Source organism: Neotabrizicola paludis, assembly GCF_044142105.1.
Taxonomy (GTDB): Bacteria; Pseudomonadota; Alphaproteobacteria; order Rhodobacterales; family Rhodobacteraceae; genus Pseudogemmobacter.
The window spans coordinates 834,453-858,141 of the sequence record NZ_JBGTYM010000001.1; the positions used below are offsets into that span (position 1 = coordinate 834,453).

22 protein-coding genes are annotated in these 23,689 nt (G+C 66.4%); 12 read left to right on the forward strand and 10 right to left on the reverse strand.

All coding sequences use genetic code 11. The features are described 5' to 3' along the window. The first annotated feature begins 73 nt into the window (after positions 1-73). Positions 74-895, forward strand: coding sequence for a ferredoxin--NADP reductase (locus ACED67_RS04060; RefSeq protein ID WP_395540468.1), 822 nt, complete (start codon positions 74-76; stop codon positions 893-895). Between the two features lie 75 nt (positions 896-970). Here the strand turns inward: ACED67_RS04060 and ACED67_RS04065 are convergent, their stop codons facing one another. Then, positions 971-1,492 (reverse strand): PT domain-containing protein, encoded by a 522-nt coding sequence (locus ACED67_RS04065; protein ID WP_395540253.1) that lies wholly within the window; start codon positions 1,490-1,492, stop codon positions 971-973. A gap of 300 nt (positions 1,493-1,792) precedes the next feature. Here ACED67_RS04065 and infC point away from each other — a divergent pair, with 300 nt between their 5' ends. The 3 genes from infC to ACED67_RS04080 all read left to right on the forward strand — a co-directional run bounded on the left by infC (position 1,793) and on the right by ACED67_RS04080 (position 3,145). Next, positions 1,793-2,245 carry a translation initiation factor IF-3 gene (gene infC, locus ACED67_RS04070; protein WP_508436216.1) on the forward strand — a complete coding sequence of 151 codons (453 nt, stop codon included), beginning with the start codon at positions 1,793-1,795 and terminating at the stop codon, positions 2,243-2,245. A 116-nt stretch (positions 2,246-2,361) separates the two neighbouring features. After that, on the forward strand, positions 2,362-2,787 hold the full coding sequence (locus ACED67_RS04075; protein WP_395540254.1) for an ArsR/SmtB family transcription factor: 426 nt from the start codon (positions 2,362-2,364) through the stop codon (positions 2,785-2,787). Then, positions 2,711-3,145 carry an SRPBCC family protein gene (locus tag ACED67_RS04080; RefSeq protein ID WP_395540255.1) on the forward strand — a complete coding sequence of 145 codons (435 nt, stop codon included), beginning with the start codon at positions 2,711-2,713 and terminating at the stop codon, positions 3,143-3,145. The genes ACED67_RS04075 and ACED67_RS04080 overlap by 77 nt, the downstream gene beginning before the upstream one ends. On the opposite strand, the gene ACED67_RS04085 is transcribed toward ACED67_RS04080, so the two are convergent. The 6 genes from ACED67_RS04085 to ACED67_RS04110 all read right to left on the reverse strand — a co-directional run bounded on the left by ACED67_RS04085 (position 3,142) and on the right by ACED67_RS04110 (position 10,893). Beyond that, a complete protein-coding gene (locus ACED67_RS04085; protein ID WP_395540256.1) occupies positions 3,142-4,146 on the reverse strand; it encodes a molybdopterin-binding protein in 1,005 nt (334 codons plus the stop codon). The two genes, ACED67_RS04080 and ACED67_RS04085, sit on opposite strands and share 4 nt — an antisense overlap. A 1-nt stretch (position 4,147) precedes the next feature. Continuing rightward, positions 4,148-5,134, reverse strand: a complete 987-nt coding sequence (locus ACED67_RS04090) for an XdhC family protein (protein WP_395540257.1) — start codon at positions 5,132-5,134, stop codon at positions 4,148-4,150. A gap of 119 nt (positions 5,135-5,253) precedes the next feature. Beyond that, complete coding sequence (locus tag ACED67_RS04095) at positions 5,254-7,488, reverse strand: OmpA family protein (protein WP_395540258.1); 2,235 nt, start codon at positions 7,486-7,488, stop codon at positions 5,254-5,256. A gap of 146 nt (positions 7,489-7,634) precedes the next feature. Then, entirely contained in the window at positions 7,635-8,927 is a 1,293-nt protein-coding gene (locus ACED67_RS04100; RefSeq protein ID WP_395540259.1) for a vWA domain-containing protein, read from the reverse strand. Between the two features lie 81 nt (positions 8,928-9,008). Then, on the reverse strand, positions 9,009-9,920 hold the full coding sequence (locus ACED67_RS04105; RefSeq protein WP_395540260.1) for an AAA family ATPase: 912 nt from the start codon (positions 9,918-9,920) through the stop codon (positions 9,009-9,011). 79 nt (positions 9,921-9,999) lie between these two features. Beyond that, positions 10,000-10,893, reverse strand: coding sequence for a LysR substrate-binding domain-containing protein (locus tag ACED67_RS04110; protein WP_395540261.1), 894 nt, complete (start codon positions 10,891-10,893; stop codon positions 10,000-10,002). Positions 10,894-11,000: 107 nt separating this feature from the next. On the opposite strand from ACED67_RS04110, the gene ACED67_RS04115 reads away from it, so the two are divergent. Next, on the forward strand, positions 11,001-12,221 hold the full coding sequence (locus tag ACED67_RS04115) for an acyl-CoA dehydrogenase (protein WP_395540262.1): 1,221 nt from the start codon (positions 11,001-11,003) through the stop codon (positions 12,219-12,221). A gap of 162 nt (positions 12,222-12,383) precedes the next feature. Here ACED67_RS04115 and ACED67_RS04120 read toward each other — a convergent pair whose 3' ends face one another. After that, on the reverse strand, positions 12,384-13,289 hold the full coding sequence (locus ACED67_RS04120) for a hypothetical protein (RefSeq protein ID WP_395540263.1): 906 nt from the start codon (positions 13,287-13,289) through the stop codon (positions 12,384-12,386). 185 nt (positions 13,290-13,474) lie between these two features. Between ACED67_RS04120 and ACED67_RS04125 the strand changes: the two genes are divergently transcribed. The 3 genes from ACED67_RS04125 (at position 13,475) to ACED67_RS04135 (ending at position 17,882) form a co-directional block, all read left to right on the forward strand. Continuing rightward, positions 13,475-15,736, forward strand: a complete 2,262-nt coding sequence (locus ACED67_RS04125; protein WP_395540264.1) for a glycosyltransferase family 2 protein — start codon at positions 13,475-13,477, stop codon at positions 15,734-15,736. A 43-nt stretch (positions 15,737-15,779) separates the two neighbouring features. After that, complete coding sequence (locus ACED67_RS04130; RefSeq protein ID WP_395540470.1) at positions 15,780-16,838, forward strand: glycosyltransferase family 2 protein; 1,059 nt, start codon at positions 15,780-15,782, stop codon at positions 16,836-16,838. Positions 16,839-16,979: 141 nt separating this feature from the next. Beyond that, positions 16,980-17,882: a phosphoadenosine phosphosulfate reductase gene (locus ACED67_RS04135; RefSeq protein WP_395540265.1), complete on the forward strand. Its 903-nt coding sequence runs from the start codon at positions 16,980-16,982 to the stop codon at positions 17,880-17,882. 6 nt (positions 17,883-17,888) lie between these two features. Here ACED67_RS04135 and ACED67_RS04140 read toward each other — a convergent pair whose 3' ends face one another. Further along, complete coding sequence (locus tag ACED67_RS04140; RefSeq protein WP_395540266.1) at positions 17,889-18,293, reverse strand: lysozyme inhibitor LprI family protein; 405 nt, start codon at positions 18,291-18,293, stop codon at positions 17,889-17,891. A 138-nt stretch (positions 18,294-18,431) separates the two neighbouring features. Here ACED67_RS04140 and pyrC point away from each other — a divergent pair, with 138 nt between their 5' ends. The 3 genes from pyrC to ACED67_RS04155 all read left to right on the forward strand — a co-directional run bounded on the left by pyrC (position 18,432) and on the right by ACED67_RS04155 (position 21,987). Beyond that, complete coding sequence (gene pyrC / locus ACED67_RS04145; RefSeq protein ID WP_395540267.1) at positions 18,432-19,472, forward strand: dihydroorotase; 1,041 nt, start codon at positions 18,432-18,434, stop codon at positions 19,470-19,472. A 74-nt stretch (positions 19,473-19,546) separates the two neighbouring features. Beyond that, positions 19,547-20,227: an orotate phosphoribosyltransferase gene (locus tag ACED67_RS04150; RefSeq protein WP_395540268.1), complete on the forward strand. Its 681-nt coding sequence runs from the start codon at positions 19,547-19,549 to the stop codon at positions 20,225-20,227. A 254-nt stretch (positions 20,228-20,481) separates the two neighbouring features. Beyond that, on the forward strand, positions 20,482-21,987 hold the full coding sequence (locus ACED67_RS04155) for a replicative DNA helicase (RefSeq protein WP_395540269.1): 1,506 nt from the start codon (positions 20,482-20,484) through the stop codon (positions 21,985-21,987). Positions 21,988-22,115: 128 nt separating this feature from the next. On the opposite strand, the gene ACED67_RS04160 is transcribed toward ACED67_RS04155, so the two are convergent. Beyond that, on the reverse strand, positions 22,116-22,592 hold the full coding sequence (locus ACED67_RS04160; protein ID WP_395540270.1) for a hypothetical protein: 477 nt from the start codon (positions 22,590-22,592) through the stop codon (positions 22,116-22,118). Positions 22,593-22,679: 87 nt separating this feature from the next. Here ACED67_RS04160 and moaA point away from each other — a divergent pair, with 87 nt between their 5' ends. Next, complete coding sequence (gene moaA, locus ACED67_RS04165) at positions 22,680-23,687, forward strand: GTP 3',8-cyclase MoaA (protein WP_395540271.1); 1,008 nt, start codon at positions 22,680-22,682, stop codon at positions 23,685-23,687. Positions 23,688-23,689 lie beyond the last annotated feature (2 nt).

Genomic DNA, 23,689 nt, shown 5'->3' on the forward strand with positions numbered 1-23,689 from the left:
CGCAGGTAAACGGGCTGGCCTCAGGACCGGCCTCGGCCTAAGAAAGACCCGCCCGATGACGGAGCTTGCCCCGATGAATGCCCCTGCCGCCCCCGCCGAACGCCCCGCCAAGCCGCATCTTCCCGATGCCCAGACCGTCACCTCGGTCAAGCACTGGACCGACCGGCTGTTTTCCTTCCGCGTGACGCGCCCGGCGTCCCTGCGCTTCCGCTCGGGCGAATTCGTGATGATCGGGCTGATGGGCGACAATGGCAAACCGCTTCTGCGCGCCTATTCCATCGCCTCACCCGCCTGGGATGACGAACTGGAATTCTATTCGATCAAGGTGCCGGACGGGCCGCTGACCTCGAAGCTGCAACATATCCAGCCGGGCGACGAGATCATCCTGCGCCCCAAACCCGTCGGCACGCTTGTGCATGACGCGCTGCTGCCCGGGCGGCGGCTGTGGTTCCTGGCGACCGGCACCGGCTTTGCCCCATTCGCAAGCCTGTTGCGCGAACCCGAGACCTGGGAGAAATATGACCAGGTCATCATGATGCATACCTGCCGGGAAGTGGCCGAGCTGGAATATGGCCGCACGCTTGTGGAAAGCCTCAAGGACGATCCGCTGATTGGCGAGATGGTGGGCGACAAGCTGAAATACTACCCGACGACGACGCGCGAGCCGTCGCAATATATGGGCCGGATCACCGACAACCTGACCTCCGGCAAGGTCTTTGCCGATCTTGGCCTGCCGCTCATGGACCCCGAGGAAGACCGCGCCATGGTCTGCGGTTCCCTGGCGTTCAACCATGACGTCAAGAAGGTGCTGGAAGGCTTCGGCCTGCAAGAGGGCGCCAATTCCGAGCCGCTGGACTTTGTTGTCGAAAAGGCCTTCGTCGGCGACGGCATCTGAACCAAGGCTTTCCTACAAAGAAAAAGGCCGCAAGGACAAATCCTTGCGGCCTTTTCTTTGCCTATCGCGCGAGGATCACATCCCCAGCGCGGTCTTCACTTGCGCGATCGTGTCGGCCACCAGGGCCGGATTGGCCTTCGCCGCTTCGACCGCGGTCTTCAGCGTGGTCTTGGTGGCCGCGTCCAGGCTCGAACCGTCGATGACCGCGATCACCGCATCGGCGTTGAAATTGGCCGGATCAAGGGCGGCCGCCGGATCGGCGGCGGGCGCCGCGCTCGGCTCGGCCGTGGGGGCTGCCGTCGGTTCCGCCGTGGGCGCCGCAGTGGGCTCTGCGGTCGGGGCGGCGGTCGGCTCTGCCGTGGGTTCCGCGGTGGGAGCGGCCGTCGCTTCTGCGGTCGGTGCGGGGGTCGCTTCTGCGCTTGGTGCGGGCGTCGCTTCGGCTGCGGCCTTCTCGGCGGCGGCCTTCTCCTCCGCGGCCTTCTTGGCCGCTTCCTCAGCTGCCGCGGCCGCTTCCTGCGCCGGCTTGTAGCTGAACTGATAGTAGCCACCCGCCGCCAGGATGATGACGATGGCCCCGATGATCACGCTTTTGTTCATGTGTCATGCTCCCTATCCCGGCAGGAGGGCCGGATGACACAGCATATGGCATCTGCGGGGACGGTTGAAAAGACCGGAAGTCCAGATGCTTGCCGGGCAGAGCCAGCGCAGATTCCCCGATTTGGCCGCGATTCCCCAAGGAACGCGGGTTGAAAGGCCCGGACGGCGGCGATAGATTGCGCCGATCTTTGCAACGAATGAAGGACGACCGCCATAGGACGCAGACCTCACAACGCCCCGCCGCAACGCGAAACCGGGCCGCGCATCAATGACCGTATCCGCGCACCGGAAATCCGCCTGATCGGGGCAGACGGCGAAAACATCGGCGTGGTGACACCGGCGCGTGCCATGGCGCTGGCCGAAGAGGCGGGGCTAGATCTGGTCGAGATCAGCCCGAATGCCGAACCGCCGGTCTGCAAGATCATGGATTTCGGCAAATACAAGTACGAGACCCAGAAGCGCGAAGCCGAAGCGCGCAAGAAGCAGAAGATCATCGAGATCAAGGAAATCAAGTTCCGCCCCGGCACCGACACGCATGATTATGACGTGAAGATGCGCTCGGTCGTGAAGTTCCTTGAGGAAGGCGACAAGGTGAAGGTCACGCTGCGCTTCCGCGGCCGCGAAATGGCCCACCAGGAGCTTGGGCTTGAGCTTCTGAACCGTGTGGCCGCCGACGTGGCCGAGAAGGGCAAGATCGAGTCGATGCCCAAGCTCGAAGGCCGCCAGATGGTGATGATGGTCGCGCCGCGCTGACGGCACGCGACATGTTGACGACACGCAGGGGCCCTTCGGGGCCCCTTTTTGCTGCGCACCCGCCTTCATTCACAAAATAAGTTGAACGATGGCGTGATCCGCTGTAATTCACATGAATGGTTGAACGAATCCCCCCTTCTCCTGAGACCGATCCGCTGGGCGATGTCCTGCGGGCCGCCGCCGACCCGACCCGCCGGGCGATCCTGACCTATCTCGCCCAGCATGGCCCGGCGCGGGTGACCGAGATCGCCGCGCAATTCGCGCAAAGCCTGAACGCCATCTCGCGCCATATCATGGCGCTGGAAAAGGCGGGGCTGGTGCGGCGGCGCACGGTCTGGCGGACCCATATGATCGAGATCGACCTCGCGCCCCTGGCGAAGATGGATCAATGGTTTGCGGGGCTGCGTTCGATCTGGGCGCTTCGGCTTGAGGCGCTGTCCACCGCTTTGACACAGGAGTTTTCCGATGACCCAGATCGCGACCGCCGAACTGAGCCTGACGCTGGATCAGCTTCTTCCCGCCCCGCCCGGCCGCGTCTATGACGCCTGGCTCGACCCCGATTTCCTGGCCCGCTTCATGTCACCCTGCGAGGGCGGGTCAGTGCCGGAAGCCTCGGTCGACGCACGCGTGGGCGGCGCCTATCGCATCGTGATGAATGACGGGTCCAAGGACATTCCGCATCACGGCACCTATCTGGAACTGCAGCGCCCACACCGGCTGCGCTTCACGTGGCAATCGCCCCATTCGGTCGAGGGAAGCGTGGTGACGCTGACCCTGACGCCCGAGGGCGACGGCACGCGGCTGGTGCTGCGGCAGGACCGCTTTGCCAATGAAGGCGCGCGGGATGGCCATATCAAGGGCTGGACCTCTATCCTGGCCCAGCTTGTGCAGGCGCTTTAGTCCTGCGGCTCGCGCGGCTGCGGGCGGACGGGGCTTTCCTTCAACAGCCCCCCCACCCCCATGGCGGAAATCGCATCGCCATCCAGACGCAGCCCGCAGGCGATCCGCTCCAGCACCCAGTCAGCCCCGTTCAAGGCGGGGCTGCGCGCGCAGCCAGGCAGGCCGATCACCGGGCGCTCGTCCAGATGGCCAAGGAACAGCAGATTGCCGGGATCGACCGGCATGCCGAAACGCTCCACCACGCCCCCGGCCTGGCGGAGCCCTTCGGGCGCAGTGTCATGGGCGTCGGACGTTGCCGATCCGGTCAGGATCAGCAGCATCTCGCCCGGCAGGCCCTTCAAAGCCGTCGCGATCGCCGCTTCGTCATGCGCCACGCTGCGGCATTCGGCCAGCGACACGCCCAGGGCCTTGAGACGCGTTTCGATCGCGCGGCGCCCCTTGCGGATCAGCTTGTCGTCCATGCCGGGCACTTCGGTCAGCAGCAGCCCCGCAGTAGCAAGAGCCACGGGACGGATGCGGATCGCTTCGCGGGCAGCGGCGCAGGCCGAGCCCAGCGCGGAATCCGGCACGGCATAGGTGATGATCTTTACAGTGCCAACAAGCATCCCGGACTCGACCCGATGCAGGGGCGGCAGGGTTGCCAGCGTGATCGCCGGGTGGATCAGGTTCAGCGCATGGATCGCCGCCACATCCATTTCGACCACGCCGGGGCCGGTCGCGTTCAGGTTCACCCGCCCGGTGAAGGCGGCCGACGGCATCAGCCCCTGCCCCGCCGGATCGGGCACCAGCGCGCCGGCCAGCCGCGCGGCGGCCAAGTCTTCGGTGACGTCGCCGGGTTCCAGCCGGGCCACGACAACCTCGGGAATACCCGCCTCGCGAAGCGCTGCAATTTCCTTCGGCCCCAACACCTGCCCCTTGCGCAACCGGCCCTGCGGCAAATGTTCGGAATGGGCAAGGATCGCCCCCTCGGCCTGATCCAAAGGCACTGATCCGAAGCGCATCTCAGCCCTGCCGCAGCCGCTGGGTGATCTGCGCAAGAATCGAGACGGCAATTTCGGCCGGGGTCTTGGCGCCGATGTCGAGGCCGACCGGCGCATGGATGCGGGCGATCTCGTCCTCGGTAAAGCCTTCGGCACGCAGACGTTCCACCCGCTTGGCATGGGTGCGGGTCGACCCAAGGCAGCCGAGATAAAAGATCCGCGCGCGCAGTGCGAGGCGGATGGCCGGATCGTCCAGCTTGGCGTCATGGGTCAGTGTGACCACCGCCGTGCGCGCATCGGGGGCAAGGGCCGCCAGGGCCTCGTCCGGCCATTCCTCGACAATGGTCTCGCCGGGAAAGCGCGCCGCCGAACCAAAGGCCGCGCGCGGATCGATCAGGGTCGGGTCATACCCCGCCAGCCGCGCCATCGCGAGAAGCGGCTGGGCGATGTGAACCGCTCCCACCACGATCAGGCGCAGCGGCGGGTTGTGGATGGCGGTAAAGCGGCCGTCTTCCTCGATCCCTGAACGGTCGCTTCGAAAACGGGCATCCGCCGCCGCGTCCTGCCCGGGCTGCAGAATCTGCCGCGCCCAGGTGTCGAGGGTGATGCCATAGGCCAGCGCCTGCCGCTTGGCCCGCGCCGCGACCAGTTCGGCCAGCATCGCCTCGGGCAGCGCCTGCGCGCCCTGCCCCACGGGTTCGACCAGAACCCGGATCGTGCCGCCACAGGCCAGGCCCACCGCGAAGGCCGTGTCATCGCTGACGCCAAAGGTCAGAAGCCGGGGGCGGCCATCGGCCAGCGCCTCAAGCGCTTCGGTCACCACCGCGCCTTCGACGCAGCCGCCCGAGACCGAACCCATGATCTCGCCTTCACCGGAAATCGCCAGTTGCGAGCCGGCCTGGCGCGGGGCAGAGCCCCAGGTCTCGACCACCGTCGCCAGCGCCGCACCCTTGCCGGCGCGATGCCAGCCCAGCGCGATTTCGGGGATGCTGTCGTGATCGGCGGTCATGGCGGGTCTCCCTTGCCCGGAGAATATGGGCGTTTGGCCCCATGTTTCACAGTGTCAAAAGGTCGAAGACCCCGCGCCTTGGCGGTGCGGGGTCTTCGGGTCTCATGAGGTATCGATCTTTACAGATCGGCGGTGCGCATCAGGGGCGTGATCAGGCGCACATTTACGCGACGGTTCGCCCGCTCGTCACCCAGCGACTCGACCTTCAGCTCCGACTCACCATAGCCCTGCACGACCAGGTTTTCCGGCGGCACGTCGAAATATTCGGTCAGCGCCTTGGCCAGCGATTCCGCGCGGCGGTCGGACAGAAGCAGGTTCGACGAAGCCGAGCCCACGGCATCCGTATGGCCCTCGATCAGGAACACATGACGCGGGTTCTGCGCCAGGAGCTGCTGCATCAGGCGGCCCAGATCGGCCAGCTTCTTCGCCTCGGTGGTACGAATGACCGACGAGCCCGTGTCGAACGTGATCGAATCGACCTCGACCGTCGCTGCAAGCGCCCGCACTTCACGAATGTCGCGGATCTGGCGCAGGCTGAACTTGCGGCCGATATTCTCGGCATCCAGCGCGGCCAGTTCTGCCTTGAGCGCGGCATCGCTGTCCGAGGTCGAGATCGTCACCCGATCTTCGCGCGGGCGCGGCAGTTCGGAGATGATGATCGGCTCTTCCGGCGCCAGATCGTCGATCAGGATGCGCTCGATGCCCTGCCGGTCAAAGACCGAACGACGCAGCACGCGGCCGGAAGCGTCGCGCACGGTGACGACCTGGCTGCCATCCTCGCGCGTGACCACCGTGCGGGTCGAACCGTCGCGATAGGTTTCCGTCCGGGTCTGCACGCCGGGCTGGCGCAGGATGGCGTCATCGTCCTTGTAGACGGTGTAGCTGCCATCCGGGTTCTGCACGATCACGCGGTCGCCGGTGTTCTGGACAACCTCGCGCTGGTCCTTCTGACCCTGGTTGATCACCGCGCCAACGACAAGCGCGCCCAGAGCAAGCAGGCCGACCTTTTCCAGATCCGACAGCTTGTCCTTCTTCTTCTTACCATCCGCACTCGCCACCGCCACCGGGGCCGCGGTGAATTCCTCGGCCGAAGAGCGGGCGGTTTCGGCGGTCACGGTTTCTTCCTGCACCGAAACCGGGGCCGTGGCGCTGGCGTCGGTGGCAGCAGTGCCTTCCGCCGTGCTGCCATCTGCCGGGGCTGCTTCGGTGCCCGGAGCGGCAGCCGCGCCAGCGGCGGCAACAGCGGCGGCGGCGGCAAGGCCTTCGACGCTGGTGGCCGATTCACCCTGTTCCGAGGACGGGATCGCGAAGATCTCCGACAGAGTCTGGGCAGCCTCTTCCGAGACTTCCGGCACATCGACCGGTTCGGTCGGTGCGGTCGCTTCGGCCGTGGCTTCAGCCTCGGTCGAGACCTGGCCATCGACCGTGGCCTGACCGGCGGTATCGCCCGTCACTTCGCCCTCGACAGTGCCCTCGGTTGCGACATCGGCGCCTGGCACGGGTTCGACCTCGGTCGTGGCTTCCGGCACGGGCGTCGGTTCGGGGGCCTCGGCCGTGGTTTCGGCAGGGGCTTCGGGGGCCGGAGTGGCCTCGGGCTCCGCAGCCGGAGTTTCGGCGGTGGCTTCGGGCATCGGGGTCGGCTCGGGCGCGGCTTCGGGGGCCGGGGTGGCCTCGGCCTCGCTGGCCGCAGTCGCGGCATCCGCCGCCGCCTTGGCATCGGCTTCGGCCTGGGCCTGCGCCTCGGCATCCGCCTGGGCCTGGGCGTCGGCCTGTGCTTGCGCTTCAGCCTGGGCCTGAGCATCCGCGTCAGCCTGGGCCGCTGCATCGGCGGCCGCCTGGGCTTCTGCTTCCGCCTTGGCCTGGGCTTCCGCTTCGGCCTGTGCCGCCGCCTCGGCAGCCGCCTGGGCATCAGCCTCGGCCTTCGCCTGTGCCTCCGCTTCAGCCTGGGCCGCTGCATCGGCGGCCGCCTTGGCCGCGGCATCGGCCTCTTCCTGCGCCTTGGCGGCCGCTTCGGCCGCAGCCTGGGCCTCTGCCGCAGCCTGCGCGTCGGCTTCGGCCTTGGCGGCCGCTTCGGCCGCAGCCTGGGCCTCTGCCGCAGCCTGCGCGTCGGCTTCGGCCTTGGCGGCAGCTTCCGCCTCGGCCTGGGCCGCTGCCTCAGCATCGGCCTTTTCCTTCAGCTCTTTGGTGATCGCGTCAAGATCGCAGGGCACATCGGTCGTCGGCACGCAAAGCACAGCCCCATCCGGCCCAAGCACAGAACCGTCTTCGACAAGGGTCTGGGCGCTGGCGGGGAGGGTTGAGAAAGACGACAGCGCCATCGACAGGGCCGTCGTGCAGGTCAGAAGCTTGCGCATTCCATTTCCTTCGTTGCGGGGGCGGCGAGAGGGTGACGGGTCACCCGCCGACCGCCCGGCTGATTGCGTGTTTGCCGGACCGAAGATGGGCCGCGGGCGGTCGCTATGCGATATCAACGCCTAAACTTACAGCAGGTTCCAATCGGTTATCGCCTATCCGTGAGCGACGCGTGATCGCCGCCGTGATCGCGCAGCGCCGCCATCAGCCTTGCCTTGTCGCCGCTGTCGCCTGCCTGCGAGATCGCCTCTCCCAGCGCCTGCAGCGAGGCGATGGAGTGGCCCGCCCGGAAGCAGTCGACATGGGGCAGCATAGCGCGGATGCCGGCGGCTTTCGGCGCGAAACCCGTCCAGCGCAACAAGGGGTTGATCCAGATGAGGCGGCGGCAGGACAGATGCAGCCGCTCGATTTCCCGCGCCAGAAGCCCGGTATCGTCGCGATCCAGACCGTCGGTGATCAAAAGGACCACCGCCCCCTGCCCCAGCACACGGCGCGACCAGTCGCGATTGAAGGCATGCAGCGCCGCGCCAATTCTTGTGCCGCCCGACCAATCCTGGGCCTCGGCCCCGGCCGCCTTGAGCGCGGCATCGACGTCGCGCGCGCGCAGGTGGCGCGTGATATTGGTCAGCCGCGTGCCGAAGGTGAAGGCATGGACCCGCGCCCAGCCCTGGCCCTTGCGGTTGGCGACAGCATGAACGAAATGCAGCACCATCCGGCTGTAATCGGCCATCGAGCCGGAAATATCGCAGAGAACCACAAGGTTCGGCCAGCGCTCGCCCGGCGTTTTGCGCGCGATCTCGGTGATCTCGCCGCCCCGGCGCAGGCTTTGACGCAGGGTGCGGCGCAGATCGGGCAGCGCGCCTTGGGCGGCGGGACTTGCCCGGCGGGTGCGGAGGGGCGCGACCGGCAGCGACAGTTTGGCCAGCATCCGCTTGGCTTCGGCGATCTCGGCCCCCGACATCTGTTCGAAATCGAGCGTCCTGAGCCGTTCCTCGGCAGAGGCGGTGGCGGTGGCATCGACCTCGATCTGTTCGGGCGGTTCCTGCTCGGCCCCCGGCAGGTCGGGGCGCGGCGCATCGGCCAGAAGTGCCTCGGCGGCGCGTTTCTCGGCCGGGGCGGCGGGCTTTTCCTCCTGCACGCCGCGCACCTGGGGCAGCATGAGGTTCATCATATGCTCAAGATAGCGCGGATCGCGCCAGAACAGGCGGAAGGTCTGGGCGAAAAGCACCCGCTCCTCGGGGCGCGAGACGAAGATCGCCTGAAGCGTATGGAAGAAATCGTCCTGCCGGGTGAAGCCCGCCGCCGCGACGGCGCGGATCGCGTCCAGCACCCGGCCGGGGCCGACCGGCAGGCCTGCCCGGCGCAGGGCCCGGCCGAAATGGGCGATGTTCTCGGCCAGCTTGCCGTCTTCAGGAAGGGGAAGATCGCGGAAATCTACCATGGCGCTTGCGGATGTCCCGGGAGGTTCACACCCCCGGACCCCCTTGGGATAGTTTCAAAGAGAAGAAGGGGCGGGTCCCGGTCATGCCGGGGCGAGTTCCTTCTTCACCTCATCGAGCAGGCGCTTGGCCTCAGAGCCCTGAAGCTTCTGGATATCGTCCTGGTATTTCAGGATCGCGCCCAGCGTGTCGGCGATGACTTCGGGCGAAAGGGAGATGACATCGAGCGCGAGAAGGCATTTGGCCCAGTCGATGGTTTCGGCCACACCCGGCTTCTTGAACAGGTCTTCGCCGCGAAGTTTCTGAACGAAAGCAACGACTTCCCGACTCAGCGCCTCTTGTGCCTCGGGGGCGCGGGCATGGAGAATCTGCAACTCCCGCGCGAAACCCGGATAGTCGACCCAGTGGTAGAGGCAGCGGCGTTTCAGCGCGTCATGCACCTCGCGGGTGCGGTTCGAGGTCAGGATGACGATGGGCGGTTCGGGCGCGCGGATCGTGCCCAATTCAGGGATGGTGACCTGGAAATCCGACAGGGCCTCGAGCAGGAAGGCTTCAAAAGGTTCGTCGGTGCGGTCGATCTCGTCGATGAGAAGGACGGGCGCGCCGCCCGGCTGAGGGCGCATGGCTTCCAGAAGCGGGCGGGCGATCAGGTAATCTTCGGTAAAGAGTTCCGTCTGCAACTGGTCGCGGTCGGTGCCACCACCGGCTTCGGCGGTGCGGATCGCGATCATCTGGGCGGCGAAATTCCATTCGGCGACGGCAGTTGTGGCATCGAGCCCTTCGTAGCATTGCAGCCGGATCAGGCGGCGGCCGAGGGCGGCGGCGAGGGTCTTGGCGATTTCGGTCTTGCCGGTGCCGGCCTCGCCTTCCAGGAACAGCGGGCGACCAAGCTTGAGCGCGAGGAATACCACGGTCGCCAGCGCGCGCGAGGCGACATAGCCCTGACCCGATAGAAGCGTCTCGGTGGCGTCGATGGATTGCGGCAGGCTGGTCATCACGGGCTCCTCGGGCCGCGATGCTGCTGCGGCCATGCGCCGGGGTCAAGGCGGCAGATGCGCGCTTGCGACCAAGGTGTCATGCGGTCGTTTCCTGGGCGGCCTCTGCCGCCAGCCAGCGGCGAAAGGAGGTCAGAGGTGCGCGTTCGGGACGCGCCTCAGGCCAGACCAGCCAATAGGCATGAGCCGGGATCGGTCCGCCAAAGGCCGGGACAAGGCGGCCCGCCGCCAGATCTTCTTCGATCAGGAAGGTCGGCAGCAGGGCAAGGCCAAGGCCGTGGATCGCCGCCTGGGTCATGGTGGCATATTGGTCGAACAGCATGGCGGGCGGGCGCGGGCGGGCCGCGCCCTGCGTCGCAAGCCAGCGCGCCCAATCGCCACTGCGGCTTTCAAGTTGCATCAGCGGCAGGTCGAGAACCGCTTCGGCGCGGGCCAGGGGCTGCGGCACCAGCGCGGGCGTACCAACGGCAAGGATCGATTCGTCCATGAGTTTTAGATATGCCGCGCCGGGCCAATCCTGCCGCCCGTAATGGATGGCGGCGTCAAAGGGGCTTTGCGCGAAATCGAAGGGGCGCAGGCGGGTCGAGAGGTTCACCGTCACCTCGGGATGGGCGCGGGCGAAGCCGGCGAGGCGCGGGGCCAGCCAACGCATGCCGAAGGCCGGAAGGATGGCAAGGTTGAGCGTGCCGCCGCGCGGATTGGCCCGCAGGGCAAGCGAGGCGTCCGTCATTATTTTCAACGCCTTGCGTGCTTCTGCCACGAATTCCCGCGCGGCTTGCGTCAGGATCAGCCGGTTGCCTTCGCGCAGGATCAGGGCCACGCCCAACTGACCTTCCAGCACCTGCAGCTGTTTGGAGATCGCGCCCTGGGTCAGCGCCAATTCGGTGGCGGCGGCCGAAGCGGTGCCGAGACGGTCCAGCGCTTCGAGGGCAAGGAGCGAGGGTAGAGAGGGCAGATAGCGGCGCGGGATCATATGAGCTTTCCTCATAGTGATGTGACGCGGTTTCGATAGCCTTTCGCCCGGGGATGCGGCAAGTCTATCCTGAGAGTGACTGACATTCCCTGCCGGAGCGCGCGCCAATGACCGACCGTCCCAAGCTGAAATCCAAGGATGCCCCCGATCTGGGCCGTTTCGACTGGAGCGATCCGTTCCGGCTGGAGGACCAGCTGACGGAAGAAGAACGCATGCTGCGCGACGGTGCCCGCGCCTATGCGCAGGAAAAGCTGCAACCCCGCGTGATCACCGCCTTCCGCGAGGAAAAGACCGATCCGGCGATCTTTGCCGAGATGGGCGGGATGGGGCTGCTGGGCGTGACGATCCCCGAGGAATATGGCGGGCTGGGTGCCGGCTATGTGGCCTATGGGCTGGTGGCGCGCGAAGTGGAGCGGGTCGACAGCGGCTATCGCAGCATGATGTCGGTGCAATCCTCGCTGGTCATGTATCCGATCTATGCCTATGGCACGGAAGAACAACGGAAAAAATACCTGCCCAAGCTGGCCTCGGGCGAATGGATCGGCTGTTTCGGCCTGACCGAACCGGATGCCGGATCGGACCCAGCGGGGATGAAGACCGTCGCGAAGAAGACCTCGGGCGGCTATGTGCTGAACGGGTCCAAGATGTGGATCAGCAATGCGCCCATCGCCGATGTCTTCGTGGTCTGGGCCAAGTCCGAGGCGCATGGCGGCAAGATCAAGGGCTTCGTGCTGGACAAGGGCACCAAGGGCCTGTCGGCGCCCAAGGTGGGCGGCAAGATTTCGCTGCGCGCGTCGGTCACCGGCGAGATTGTCCTGGACAATGTGGAAGTGGGCGAAGAGGCGCTGCTGCCGCATGTCGAGGGGCTGAAGGGCCCGTTTGGCTGCCTGAATCGTGCCCGCTATGGCATTGCCTGGGGCGTGATGGGCGCTGCCGAGTTTTGCCTCGACGCGGCAAGGGCTTATGGCCTGGACCGCAAGCAGTTCGGCAAGCCGATCGCGCAGACGCAGCTGTTCCAGCTCAAGCTTGCCAATATGCTGACCGAGATCTCGCTGGGCCTGCAGGCCTGCCTGCGGGTGGGGCGGCTGATGGACGAGGCCAATGCCGCGCCCGAGATGGTGTCGCTGATCAAGCGCAACAATTGCGGCAAGGCGCTGGATATCGCCCGCTGGGCGCGCGACATGCATGGCGGCAACGGGATTTCCGAGGATTTCCAGGTGATCCGCCATATGGTGAACCTGGAGACGGTGAACACCTACGAGGGCACGCATGATGTTCATGCGTTGATCCTGGGCCGGGCGATCACCGGCTTGCAGGCTTTTTACTAAGCCAAGGGGCCGGGCCGGGCATGAGGAAAGCTCATGCCCCTGCCTGCCCGAGGGCGAAAACCGCCCCGCCCCCCTGTGTCTTCCGAACGTCTTCCGCAGGTCTTCCGAACGTCTTCCGCTTCGGAAGACCTTTCTCCTCCGCCACGTGCCATCGGCAAGGGATCAGGCGGCGTCCTCGTCCCCGTCGTCATCGGCGCCATAGCCGGGATCGCCGGGCTTGAGGGGGATGGGCGCCGCGCGCGGGTCGATGCCGTGTTTCTTCAACAGCTGGCCGAAGAGGCTGCGCGGCCGGGGGATGCCGCCCGGTTCGTGGCTGACGATGCGGCGACGCATCCGGCGGCCGTAGAAATGGATCGAGAGCGTCTCGCCGGTGATCATCTCCGAGGCGTCCCAGGCCGGGCGCAGGATCAGGCGGCGGTCCTTGAAGGCGACGGGATAAAGCGCCACGCGCGGCAGGGCGAAGCGCGCCTCGCCGGTCCGGTGCAGGAAGTGGGTGATCGCGTGCGGCCCCCAGACGCCCCAGGGCTGGTCGGCCGCGGAGACGGGGATTCCGGCGGCCAGCTTTTCGCGCAGATCGGCCTCGTATTCCGGGCCATACCAGGAGGGGATCGACCAGGCGTCGGAGGTGTGCTCGAGCAACAGGCGCAGGGTTTCGCTGTCGCGCGGCAGGCCGAGCACGCCGCCATTGATATGCTTCTTCGATTCCCAGCCGTAGAAATGCCCGTTGGGCGTGGTGAAGGGCTTCACGCAATAGGCATCGGTATCTGCCCAGATGGTGCGGTCGCATTTCGCAAGAAGGTGATAGCGGAAGACATCGGAATGCAGCGCGGGCGAGCCGGTCTTGGCATGTTTCAGATAGCCCTGCTGCGGCAGGATCTGATTGGCATCGGCCAGCTCGATCCCCGAAGGCACGTTCTGCACCGGCTCGTAGCTGTAAAGCGTCACATGCTGGCCGGCATGGGCGAAGGAGACGAGGCAGAGCTGTTCGAGAAAGCTGAGCGGCCCGCCGATCCAGAGCGCGGCAATGCGGTATTCGGGGGTCATGATCGGGTGCGGCCCTTCGGGCATTGTTTCCTTTTGCAGCACGATAGCGGGCGGATCTGGCAGCGCGAAGGGGAAATGCGCAGGAATCGGCGCGATTTTCGGCGGGTTTTGCGGGCTTGGATTGGCAAGATGCTGGGACGGCGGCGCGGTTGGTGCTAGGACAGGATCAGGGCGGCGGCAGATCGCCCGGTCGGACAGGGGGCGGGCCGGTGGCGGATCAGGGTGACAGGGAAGCAGGGTTCGGCGTCGACCGGGCGCCGTCCTTTGCCCTGGATGTGCCCGGTCTGCCGCGCTTCATCGACGGGCTTCTGTGCTGCGACGGGCGGCTGCGGCTGTTCTTTGGCGGCGGGGCGCAGTCTTCCGCGCTGCTGCCCGCCGGGATTGCGGAACTGCGCGAGATTTCCGGCGGGCTGATGGCGGTGCTGCCGGGGCGCGAAGGCGCGCTGCGGCTGGGACTGGCGGATGGCTCTGATGTGGTGGTGCCGGTGGCCAGTGCACAGGACGGGCTTTTCGTGGGCAAGCGGGTGCTCTTGCTGCTGCGGGTGGCCGAGACGCCGGGACAGATCGCCGAAAGCCTGAGCTGGCATGGGAAAATGGGGGCCGAGGCGGCGCTGGTGGTCAATCGCGCGCCAGAGGGGGATGGCTTTGCCGAAGCGCTGTGCGCGGCCTGCGCCGGGATCATGCCGCTGCGGCTGTTGCAGCTGACCTTGCCTTCGGGCAAGGCCGGGATCGGGCCGGAGACGCACCCGTTCCTTGCGCCCGATGCGCCGGGCAAGGACCGGATGGCGCCGCCCGAGCCGGATGAATGGCGATCGCCGCTGGACGAGGCGGTGCTTTATGAATGGATGAAATGGCGCTACCTGGCGCGGGCGCGGTCGGTTGTCAGTCTTGAAGCTTGCGATATCCTGCCCCCGCCTGATGGGCCAAGCGCGTTCGAGGCGGCGGAAACGGCGGGGACGGTGCTGCTGGCCGGGCGGCGGGCCTATCCCTGGCGGCTGCGGGCGGGACAGGCGGCGGGGTTCGGCGATCATGTCTGCCGCCCCTTCGACATGCGGCGGGGCAGCGCCCGCTGGGCCTGCGCGCCGGAAAAGCTGGGGCTGGAACAGACCTGGCGGCAGACCCGGATTTCCTTCGCCAATCCCCGGCAGGTGCTGCCCTTCTGGCGCTGCATGGCGCTGCGGGTTGCGGCGGCCGACGGCGCGCCTCTGGCCCCGAAGACCGCCCTGATCGAGGATGCGGGGCTTCTGGCTTTGGCCGAAGCCCTGGGCGCGCGGCCGGTGCGCCCCCCGGCCTCGGCCCGCAAAGCGGCCCCTGCCCCGGATTCTGGCCAGGCGCCCGCCACGCGACGGGTGGCGATCGTCACCACGATGAAGAATGAGGGGCCGTTCATCCTGGAATGGCTGGCCTATCACCGCGCCATCGGGGTGACGGATTTCCTGATCTACACCAATGATTGCAGCGACGGCACCGACACGATGCTGCAGATGCTGGCCGGCAAGGGCCTGTGCCAATGGCGTGAAAACCCGTTTCGCGACATGGACCTCAAGCCGCAGCATGCGGCGCTGCAAGCGGCGGAGAGTGAGGCGGTCTTGCAGGCGGCGGATTGGGCGATCTGCATGGATGTCGATGAATTCATCGACGTCAAGTTGGGCGACGGAACGCTGAAAGCGCTTTTCACGGCGATGGAGGCCGCCCTGCCCGGCGCCAACATGATCGCGCTGACCTGGCGACTGTTCGGCAATGGCGAGGTGCGGGATTATGAGGACCGCTTCCTGCTGGAGCAATTCACCCGCTGCGCGCCGGAACTGGTGCGCAAGCCGCATCAGGCCTGGGGCTTCAAGACGCTGTTCCGCACGCTGGAGATTTACAAGAAGCTGGGCGTGCACCGGCCCAAGGGGCTGAAGCCCGATCTTTGGGATCAGGTGCGCTGGCTGAACGGGTCGGGCCGCGAAATGCCGAAAGAGATGTTCCGCAATGGCTGGCGCTCGACGCTTGAGACCTATGGCTATGACTGGGTGCAGTTGAACCATTACGCGGTGCGCTCGGCAGAGAGCTTTCTGGTCAAGCGCGACCGCGGGCGGGTCAACCATGTCGACCGCGACCAGGGGCTGAATTACTGGTTCCGCATGAATCACAACGCGCAGGAGGACCGCTCGATCCAGCGGATGATCCCGGCCTTGCAGGCGGAATGGGACCGGCTGATGGCCGACCCCGAGATCGCCGCCGCGCATGCGTATTCGGTGCGCTGCCACAGGGCGAAGATCGCGGAACTGCGCGCGACCGAGACCTATCAGCGCTTCTATGAGGAACTGACCGGGCCGCGCATGGAAAGACTGTGCCGGATGCAGGCGCATTTCGGCTCGGCCGTGTTCAATGCCGGGCCGCAGGTGATTCCGGCGGATCTGCATGAGCGCGAGATCGCGCCGGATTTCTTCTTTACCGTACAGCATGAGGGCGAGGCGCAGCATTGACCATCGGGCGCGAATTTGCGGCGAATATCCGGGGGGCGGCGTGATGCGTTGTCTGGCGGTGACGGTGCTGCGCAACGAGGGCGCCTTCCTGCTGGAATGGCTGGCGCATCACCGCGCCTGCGGTTTTACCGATTTCCTTGTCTTTTCCAATGATTGCAACGACGGCACCGATCTGATGCTGGACCGGCTGCAAGAGATGGGCTGGCTGACCCATGTGCGCAATGACGGCCCGCATGAGGAAGGGCCGCAATGGGCCGCGCTGAAACATGCCGACCGCCATGCCCTGACCCGCGCCGCCGATTGGGTACTGGTGCTGGATATCGACGAGTTCGTGAACATCCATGCCGGGGACCGCACCGTCCCGGCGCTGATCGCGGCGGCGCCGCAGGCCACGGCCTTTCCGCTGACATGGCGGCTTTTCGGCAATGGCGGCGTGGTGGCACAGGCGGACCGCCCGGTGACCGAAACCTTCCTGCGCGCCGCGCCGCGTGTGCTGCACTGGCCCTGGCGGGCGATGCTGGTCAAGACGCTGTTCCGCAATGACGGGGCTTACGGCAAGCTGGGCGTCCATCGCCCGCGCGCGCCGGACCGGGCGCGGATGGCGGGGCAGCGCTGGATCGACGGTTCAGGCGCGGAATTGCCCGCGGCCTTTCATGCGGCGCGCATCTTCTCGGATCTGGGCGAAGATCACTATGCGCTGTGCCAGCTCAATCACTATGCGCTGGGGTCGATGGAAGGGTTTCTGGTCAAGGCCGACCGGGGCCGGGCCAATCGCGATTCCTCGGTCGCCGATCTGGGCTACTGGGTCGAGCGCAATTTCAGCGCCGAGGAGGACCGTTCGATCCTGGCGCTGGACAGTGCCGGGCTGCGCGCGGCGCTGCGGGCCGACAAGGTGCTGGGGCCGCTGCATGAGGCGGCCTTTGCCTGGCGGCGGGCGAAATTCGCCGAGCTGATGGTGCAGGAGCCGTGGCGGGCGTTTTTCGGCCGCCTGCTGATGGCCGCGCCCAGCCGCGTGCTGACGGCAGAGGCGGCGCGGCTGGTCTGGTCGCATGGCGTGGCGGCGCGGGAAAAGGCAAGGCGCGACGACCCCGCCGGGGCTTAAGGCAAGCGAAACAATTTTGCGCGATTGTCTGGGCGGCGATTGGCCGGACGCGGTGCAAATGGCTTGCCGTCAGCCTGCCGAGTTGCGAAAAGGGCAGCACGCCCTGCCTCGTCCGGACCTGCAAGCCCGAAAGCGTTTTTGATGGCCGATCTAGTGGAGAAAGACATCGAGACCCCCGACAGCTGGATGTCCGCCATGGAAGAGGTGGCCGAGGAGGATGGCTATCTCGAACGTCTGGGCAGCCGCCATTGGGCGTTTTTTGCCGAGACGGGCACCAGCCTTCTGGTGACATTCGAACGGGCCGAGGATCTGCGGGCGCGGGCGGGCAACATGCCCGCCGCCTGGTCGCTGTGTCAGCGCCATGGCTGGTCCCTGCTGACCATTCTGGCCGAGGGCGAGACATTCTGGCGCGACCGGGCGGTCTGGGGCTATTTCGACCGTCTGGTCGATGACGCGTTCTTCGACGATTTCGACCAGGTGCTGTTCCATGGCGCAGGCGCGGGCGGCTATGCGGCAGCGGCCTACGTGGTGGCGGCACCGGGCGCGCGGGCGCTTCTGGTCGCGCCGCGGGCGACGATGGACCCCGCCATGGTCGGCTGGGACCGGCGCGATCTTGCGGCGCGGCGGCTGGATTTCACCTCGCGCTATGGCTATGCGCCCGACATGACCGAAGGCGCGGCGCGGGTCTGGCTGGTGCATGACCCGTTGAACCGAAATGATGCCGCGCATGCCGCGCTGTTCCGCCGCCCCTGGACAACGGTGCTGAACGCGCATCGCACGGGCGAGGCGACGCAGGCCGCGCTGGCGGCGATGGGGATTCTCGATCCCCTGCTGCAGATCGCGATGGCCGGCATGCTGGATCGCAGCGGATATGCAAGGCTGTGGCGGGCGCGGCGCAGTTATCCAGCCTATCTGAAACAGATTCTTGCCGATGCCGCAGCAGCCAAGCGGCCGCGGCTTGAGGCGATGATCTGCCGCTCGGTCACGCGACGGATGAAGGCGCCGCGCTTCGCCCGGCGGCTGGCCGAGCTGACGGGCGGCTGAGGCGGCCTAGCGATAGGCCGCGACCATATCCTGCAAATCCTTGGTGCGGGATTCGGTCAGTCGCGCCATGCAGCCATAGACCAGAAGGGGTTCGGCCGAGCCGCCGCGCATGGCATAGCCTTCGGCGGCGCAGGCGGCATCGCGATAGGTGATCCAGGCGCGCTGCCCCTCGCGCAGTTTGTCGGCGCCGCCCTGAAGATTGGCCGGCAGATCCGCATCCCAGTTTTTCAGCAGCGCCATGGCTTCGGCATAGGCGTCGTTCAGCAGGGCATCCTGGGTCTGCCAATCGTCATAGGCGCAATCATTCATGCCCGCCTGAGTGGTGACATCATCGCAGACCGGGTCAAGGGCCTGGGCGGGCAAGGGCAGCAGAAGGGCGGCGGCAAGCGCGGCGAGGCGGGTTTTGGTCATGGGGGCTCCGGCATTGGGTCGCGTCCAGATTGCCCCGGATCTGGCGTCGGGGGAAAGGGCGGGCTGGCCTGACCTTGCATGCCCGCGCGGCGGCTTTTGCCTCTCGCCAATCGGAGCACTTTGCGCTAGGCGGGCGGCATGCAAGAGATCACGATCCGCCGCCCCGATGACTGGCACCTGCATCTGCGCGACGGCGCGATGCTTCAGGGTGTCCTGCCCGAAAGCGCGCGCCATTTCGCCCGCGCGATCATCATGCCGAATCTCGTGCCGCCGGTGGTGACGGGCGATCAGGCCGCCGCCTATCGCGACCGCATCCTGGCCGCCCTGCCCGAGGGCGCGGATTTCGAGCCCTTGATGACGCTCTATCTGACCGAGGACACGGATCCGGCGGATGTGGCGGCGGCGGCGGCTTCGGGTCTGGTCAAGGCGGTGAAGCTGTATCCGGCGGGTGCCACGACCAATTCGCATGGCGGGGTGCGCGATCTGGCCAAGGTGATGCCGGTCCTGGAGAAGATGGCCGAGATCGGCCTGCCCCTTTGCACCCATGGCGAGGTGGTGACGCCCGAAGTCGACATTTTCGACCGCGAGGCGGTGTTCATCGACACGGTGCTGGACCCGCTGCGCCGCCGCCTGCCAGGGTTGCGGGTGGTGATGGAGCATATCACCACCGAAGAAGGCGCGGATTATGCGGCTTCGGGCGGCGACACTCTGGCGGCGACGATCACCACGCATCACCTGATCATCAACCGCAACCATATTCTGGTCGGTGGCATCAAGCCGCATTACTATTGCCTGCCGGTCGCCAAGCGCGAAAAGCATCGGCTGGCGCTGCGCAAGGCCGCGACCTCTGGCAAGGGTTGCTATTTCCTTGGCACCGATTCCGCGCCGCATGTCGATGCGCTGAAGGAACATGCCTGCGGCTGCGCAGGCTGTTTCACCGCGACGAACACGATGCCCCTCTTGGCGCATGTCTTCGAGGAAGAGGGTGCGCTGGACCGGCTGGAGGCTTTCGCGTGCCTGAGCGGCCCCGCCTTCTACCGGCTGCCGGTGAACGAGGCCAGGCTGCGGCTGGTCAAGCGCGAGGTGGCCTATGGCTTCCCCGAGAAAATCTTTACCGAGGCCGGTCCGGTGACCGTCTTTGATCCCGGCTTTCCCGTGCATTGGCAGGTGGAGAGCTGAGTTCTGATTTTCTGCGAAAATCAGGTATTTGTGAGTTTTCCACCAGAATTCGGGCCAAACCGGAAAGGACGAAGATGATCCAAGCCAGCTTCCCGCCGAAGGAAGAGATTGCCCGGCTGACCGCCCGCGCCTTCCTGGAAATCGGCGCCGTGCATTTCAATGCGCGCGAGCCCTTTACCCTGGCGAGCGGCCTGCCCTCGCCGACCTATATCGACTGCCGCAAGCTGATCTCTTATCCGCGCATCCGGTCGATGCTGATGGATTTCCTGGCGGTCACGGTGCTGCGCGAAGCGGGGTTCGAGGCCTTCGACAATATCGCGGGCGGCGAGACTGCGGGCATTCCCTTTGCCGCGCTGGTGGCGGAACGGCTGGCCCTGCCGATGACCTATGTGCGCAAGAAGCCGAAAGGCTATGGCCGCAATGCAAGGATCGAAGGTGCGATGACCGAGGGGCAGCGGGTGCTTCTGGTCGAGGATCTGACCACGGATGGCGGTTCGAAACTTTCGTTCGTGGATGCGATCCGCGAGACCGGCGCGACCTGCGGCCATACGGCGGTGATCTTCTATTACGGCATTTTCGACGGCGTCGAGGCGCGGCTGGGCGAGCATGGCGTGAAGCTGATCCATCTCTGCACCTGGTGGGACATGCTGGCCGAGGCGCGGGCGCAAGGGTCGTTCGATGCCGAGACGCTGGACGGGGTCGAAGCCTTCCTCAAGGCGCCGCGCGCCTGGCAGGACGCGCGGAAACCCGCCTGAGCGGGTGCCGCCCTGGGGGCGACGCTGGGGACGCTTTGTGGGCAATCACGAGTCGCCGCGCTGCGGCTTGTGATCTTTACACCAGGCAGCCGCAATCGCTTGTGGCCGACTCGGGGCATTTCGCCTAAAATGAAGCTGTCCCCCGACTTACCCCCTGACTTATCAGCGGTTGTCGCGGCGGGCGGATCAGAGCATCACAGGACCCGAGGCGCGCGGATGAAAAGACGCGCCGGAGGGAAGTTAGGGGTCAAGGCATGAGCGAAGTCGCAACCCTGCGACCGGGCGTTCCGGCAGTCTCGGACGCATCGGCGACCGAGGCGCTGCCGCATAATATCGAGGCGGAACAACAGCTTCTGGGCGCGATCCTGGTCAATAACGACATCTATGACCGGGTGGCGGCGCTGATCAAGCCTGCGCATTTCTTCGACCCGGTCCATCAACGCATCTATGAGATCGCCGCCGCGCGCATCCAGAAGAACGCGCTGGCCTCGCCCGTCACGCTGAAAGCCTTCATGGAAGAGGATGCCGGGCTGAAGGAACTGGGCGGGCCGGCCTATCTGGTGCGGCTGGCCGGGGCGGCGATTTCCAGCTTCGCCGCGCGCGACTATGCCCAGATGATCTATGACCTCGCGGTGCGGCGGGAGCTGATCCAGTTGGGCCGCGACATCTCAGACCGGGCGGGCAAGGTCGATCTTGACAGTGAGCCGCGCGAGCAGATCACCGAAGCCGAGCAGCGGCTTTACAAGCTGGGCGAACAGGGCGTGGCCGAGCGCGGCTTCCAGTCCTTCCTCAAGGCCGTCACCGATGCGGTGAATGTGGCGAACGCCGCCTATCAGCGCGGCGGCGGGCTGGCCGGGATTTCGACCGGACTCGTGGATCTGGACAAGAAGCTGGGGGGCCTGCACGAAAGCGACCTCCTGATCCTGGCCGGGCGCCCCTCGATGGGCAAGACCTCGCTGGCGACGAACATCGCCTTCAACGTCGCCAAGGCCTATCGCCGTGGCCGCAAGCCCGACGGGTCGGAAGGCGCGGTCGAAGGCGGGGTGGTCGGGTTCTTCTCGCTGGAAATGAGCGCCGAGCAGTTGGCGGCGCGGATCCTGTCGGAAGCCTCGGAAGTGCCTTCGGAACAAATCCGGCGCGGCGACATGACCGAGACCGAGTTCCGCCGCTTCGTGGATGCGGCGAAGGATCTGGAAAGCTGCCCGCTATACATCGACGACACCCCCGCCCTGCCGATTTCGCAGGTTGCGGCGCGGGCGCGGCGCTTGAAGCGGACGCATGGTCTGGACGTGCTGATGATCGACTATCTTCAGCTTCTGAAGGGCTCGTCCAAATCGTCCGAGGCGAACCGGGTTCAGGAAGTCAGCGAGATTACCCAGGGCCTGAAGGCCATCGCCAAAGAGCTGAACATCCCGGTGATCGCCCTGTCGCAGCTGTCGCGCCAGGTCGAAAGCCGCGAGGACAAACGACCGCAACTGTCGGACCTGCGGGAATCGGGTTCGATCGAGCAGGATGCCGATGTGGTGATGTTCGTCTTCCGCGAGGAATATTACCGCGAGCGGGAAAAGCCCGCCGATCACGAGCTGGACAAGATGGCGGCCTGGCAGGAGATCATGGAGAAATGCCATGGCGTCGCCGAGGTCATCATCGGCAAGCAGCGCCATGGCCCGATCGGCACAGTGCCGCTGTCCTTCGAGGGCCGCTTCACGCGCTTCGGCAATCTTGCCCGCGAATGGCAGGGCGGCGGCGCGGAATACTGATCCCGGGCGCCTGCCGCTGCGGTGGGAGCCTCCGGCGGGGATATTTGAGGAACAGAAGAACGCCGCGAGGCAGAGGCCCCTGCCCCGAAGTCCCGGTGCGGTGCGGCATTGCTGCGGCGGTCTGGGGCCTACGGCCCGTAGACGGTCACTTCCGGCAATTCGGTCAGCGCGATGCCCAGCGCCTGATAGGCGGCAAGCGACATCAGCGCGCCGCCCGTGCCCGGGCGCAGCTCGACCGCAAGCGACTGGCCGTTGGAGGCGGTCACACGGCCCTTCGTCGGCGCGCTGACCAGCGCGGTCTGCACCCAGAGCCCCTGTTCGGCGGGCGATCCCAGCGCCACCACGGCCTTGCCGAGCGCGCGTTCGCCGCCTTGCGCGGGCGCGGCGAGGGCGGCGGACTTTTCGGCCGCGCTGGTCTGGTCAAGCGCCGCGACGGATTGTCCCGCCCCCATGCCTTCAAGCGAGGTGGTCTCGACCGGGGCCGCGAATTCGGTGGCGAGATCGCCGGGCGGGGCCTTGTCTTCCCCCTTGCCCAGCGATTTCAGGGCCTCGCAGCCCGGCAGGGCGGCAAGGAGCACGAGGAGGGGGGCGATGCGTGTGATCATGGCCAAGACGATAGTCGCAAGGCCCCTGCCCCGCAACCACGGGCTTTCCTCTTGTGGCAGCGCCCCGCCGGGCCTACTTTCCTTGCCATGACCCGCGCCCCGCTCATCGACCCCTTCGCCCGCGCCATTTCCTATCTGCGGGTCTCGGTCACCGACCGCTGCGATTTCCGCTGCACTTATTGCATGGCGGAACACATGACCTTCCTGCCCAAGGCCGAGCTGCTGACGCTTGAGGAGCTGGACCGGCTGTGTTCCAACTTCGTGCGGCTGGGGGTCGAGAAGTTGCGCATCACCGGGGGCGAACCCTTGGTGCGCAAGGGGATTATGACCTTCTTCGAAGCCATGGCGCGACATTTGCAAAGCGGCGCGCTGAAGGAACTGACGCTGACGACGAATGGCAGCCAGCTTGCCAAATACGCCCAGCCGCTTGTCGATCTGGGCGTGCGGCGGATCAATGTCTCGCTCGACACGCTGGATGCGAAGAAATTTGCCGAGATCACGCGCTGGGGCCGGCTCCCGCAGGTGCTGGACGGGATCGCGGCGGCCAAGGCGGCTGGGCTGCGGGTCAAGATCAATGCCGTGGCGCTGAAAGGCTTCAACGAGGATGAGCTGATCCCGCTGACCGAATGGTGCGCGCGCGAGGGCCATGATCTGACCTGGATCGAGGTCATGCCGATGGGCGAGATCGAACCGGGGCGGCTGGACCAATACTGGTCGCTCAAGGATCTGCGGGCGCGGCTGGCGCAATGCTACACGCTGGAAGACCTGGCCGAGCGGACGGGCGGGCCGGCACGCTATGTGCGGCTGGAGGAGACCGGGCAGAAGATCGGCTTCATCACGCCCTTGACCCATAATTTCTGCGAAAGCTGCAACCGGGTGCGGCTGACCTGCACGGGCGAGCTGTATATGTGCCTCGGGCAGGAAGACATGGCTGATCTGCGCGCACCGCTGCGCGCGCATCCGGGCGACGATGCGCCGCTGGAAGCCGCGATCCGCGCCGCCATCGCGCGCAAGCCCAAGGGCCATGACTTCGACTATTCCCGGCAGGTGATCCGCGGCCAGATGACCCGGCACATGAGCCATACCGGCGGCTGAAC

Coding starts and splice junctions, on each gene's coding strand:
- ACED67_RS04090 (WP_395540257.1), bottom strand. CDS start 5,134: ATGACCGCCGATCACGACAGCATCCCCGAAATCGCGCTGGGCTGGCAT.
- ACED67_RS04080 (WP_395540255.1), top strand. CDS start 2,711: ATGACCCAGATCGCGACCGCCGAACTGAGCCTGACGCTGGATCAGCTT.
- ACED67_RS04155 (WP_395540269.1), top strand. CDS start 20,482: ATGAGCGAAGTCGCAACCCTGCGACCGGGCGTTCCGGCAGTCTCGGAC.
- ACED67_RS04060 (WP_395540468.1), top strand. CDS start 74: ATGAATGCCCCTGCCGCCCCCGCCGAACGCCCCGCCAAGCCGCATCTT.
- ACED67_RS04110 (WP_395540261.1), bottom strand. CDS start 10,893: ATGATCCCGCGCCGCTATCTGCCCTCTCTACCCTCGCTCCTTGCCCTC.
- ACED67_RS04160 (WP_395540270.1), bottom strand. CDS start 22,592: ATGATCACACGCATCGCCCCCCTCCTCGTGCTCCTTGCCGCCCTGCCG.
- ACED67_RS04065 (WP_395540253.1), bottom strand. CDS start 1,492: ATGAACAAAAGCGTGATCATCGGGGCCATCGTCATCATCCTGGCGGCG.
- ACED67_RS04120 (WP_395540263.1), bottom strand. CDS start 13,289: ATGCCCGAAGGGCCGCACCCGATCATGACCCCCGAATACCGCATTGCC.
- ACED67_RS04130 (WP_395540470.1), top strand. CDS start 15,780: ATGCGTTGTCTGGCGGTGACGGTGCTGCGCAACGAGGGCGCCTTCCTG.
- ACED67_RS04075 (WP_395540254.1), top strand. CDS start 2,362: ATGGTTGAACGAATCCCCCCTTCTCCTGAGACCGATCCGCTGGGCGAT.
- ACED67_RS04095 (WP_395540258.1), bottom strand. CDS start 7,488: ATGCGCAAGCTTCTGACCTGCACGACGGCCCTGTCGATGGCGCTGTCG.
- pyrC (WP_395540267.1), top strand. CDS start 18,432: ATGCAAGAGATCACGATCCGCCGCCCCGATGACTGGCACCTGCATCTG.
- ACED67_RS04100 (WP_395540259.1), bottom strand. CDS start 8,927: ATGGTAGATTTCCGCGATCTTCCCCTTCCTGAAGACGGCAAGCTGGCC.
- moaA (WP_395540271.1), top strand. CDS start 22,680: ATGACCCGCGCCCCGCTCATCGACCCCTTCGCCCGCGCCATTTCCTAT.
- ACED67_RS04150 (WP_395540268.1), top strand. CDS start 19,547: ATGATCCAAGCCAGCTTCCCGCCGAAGGAAGAGATTGCCCGGCTGACC.
- ACED67_RS04115 (WP_395540262.1), top strand. CDS start 11,001: ATGACCGACCGTCCCAAGCTGAAATCCAAGGATGCCCCCGATCTGGGC.
- ACED67_RS04085 (WP_395540256.1), bottom strand. CDS start 4,146: ATGCGCTTCGGATCAGTGCCTTTGGATCAGGCCGAGGGGGCGATCCTT.
- ACED67_RS04105 (WP_395540260.1), bottom strand. CDS start 9,920: ATGACCAGCCTGCCGCAATCCATCGACGCCACCGAGACGCTTCTATCG.
- ACED67_RS04140 (WP_395540266.1), bottom strand. CDS start 18,293: ATGACCAAAACCCGCCTCGCCGCGCTTGCCGCCGCCCTTCTGCTGCCC.
- ACED67_RS04135 (WP_395540265.1), top strand. CDS start 16,980: ATGGCCGATCTAGTGGAGAAAGACATCGAGACCCCCGACAGCTGGATG.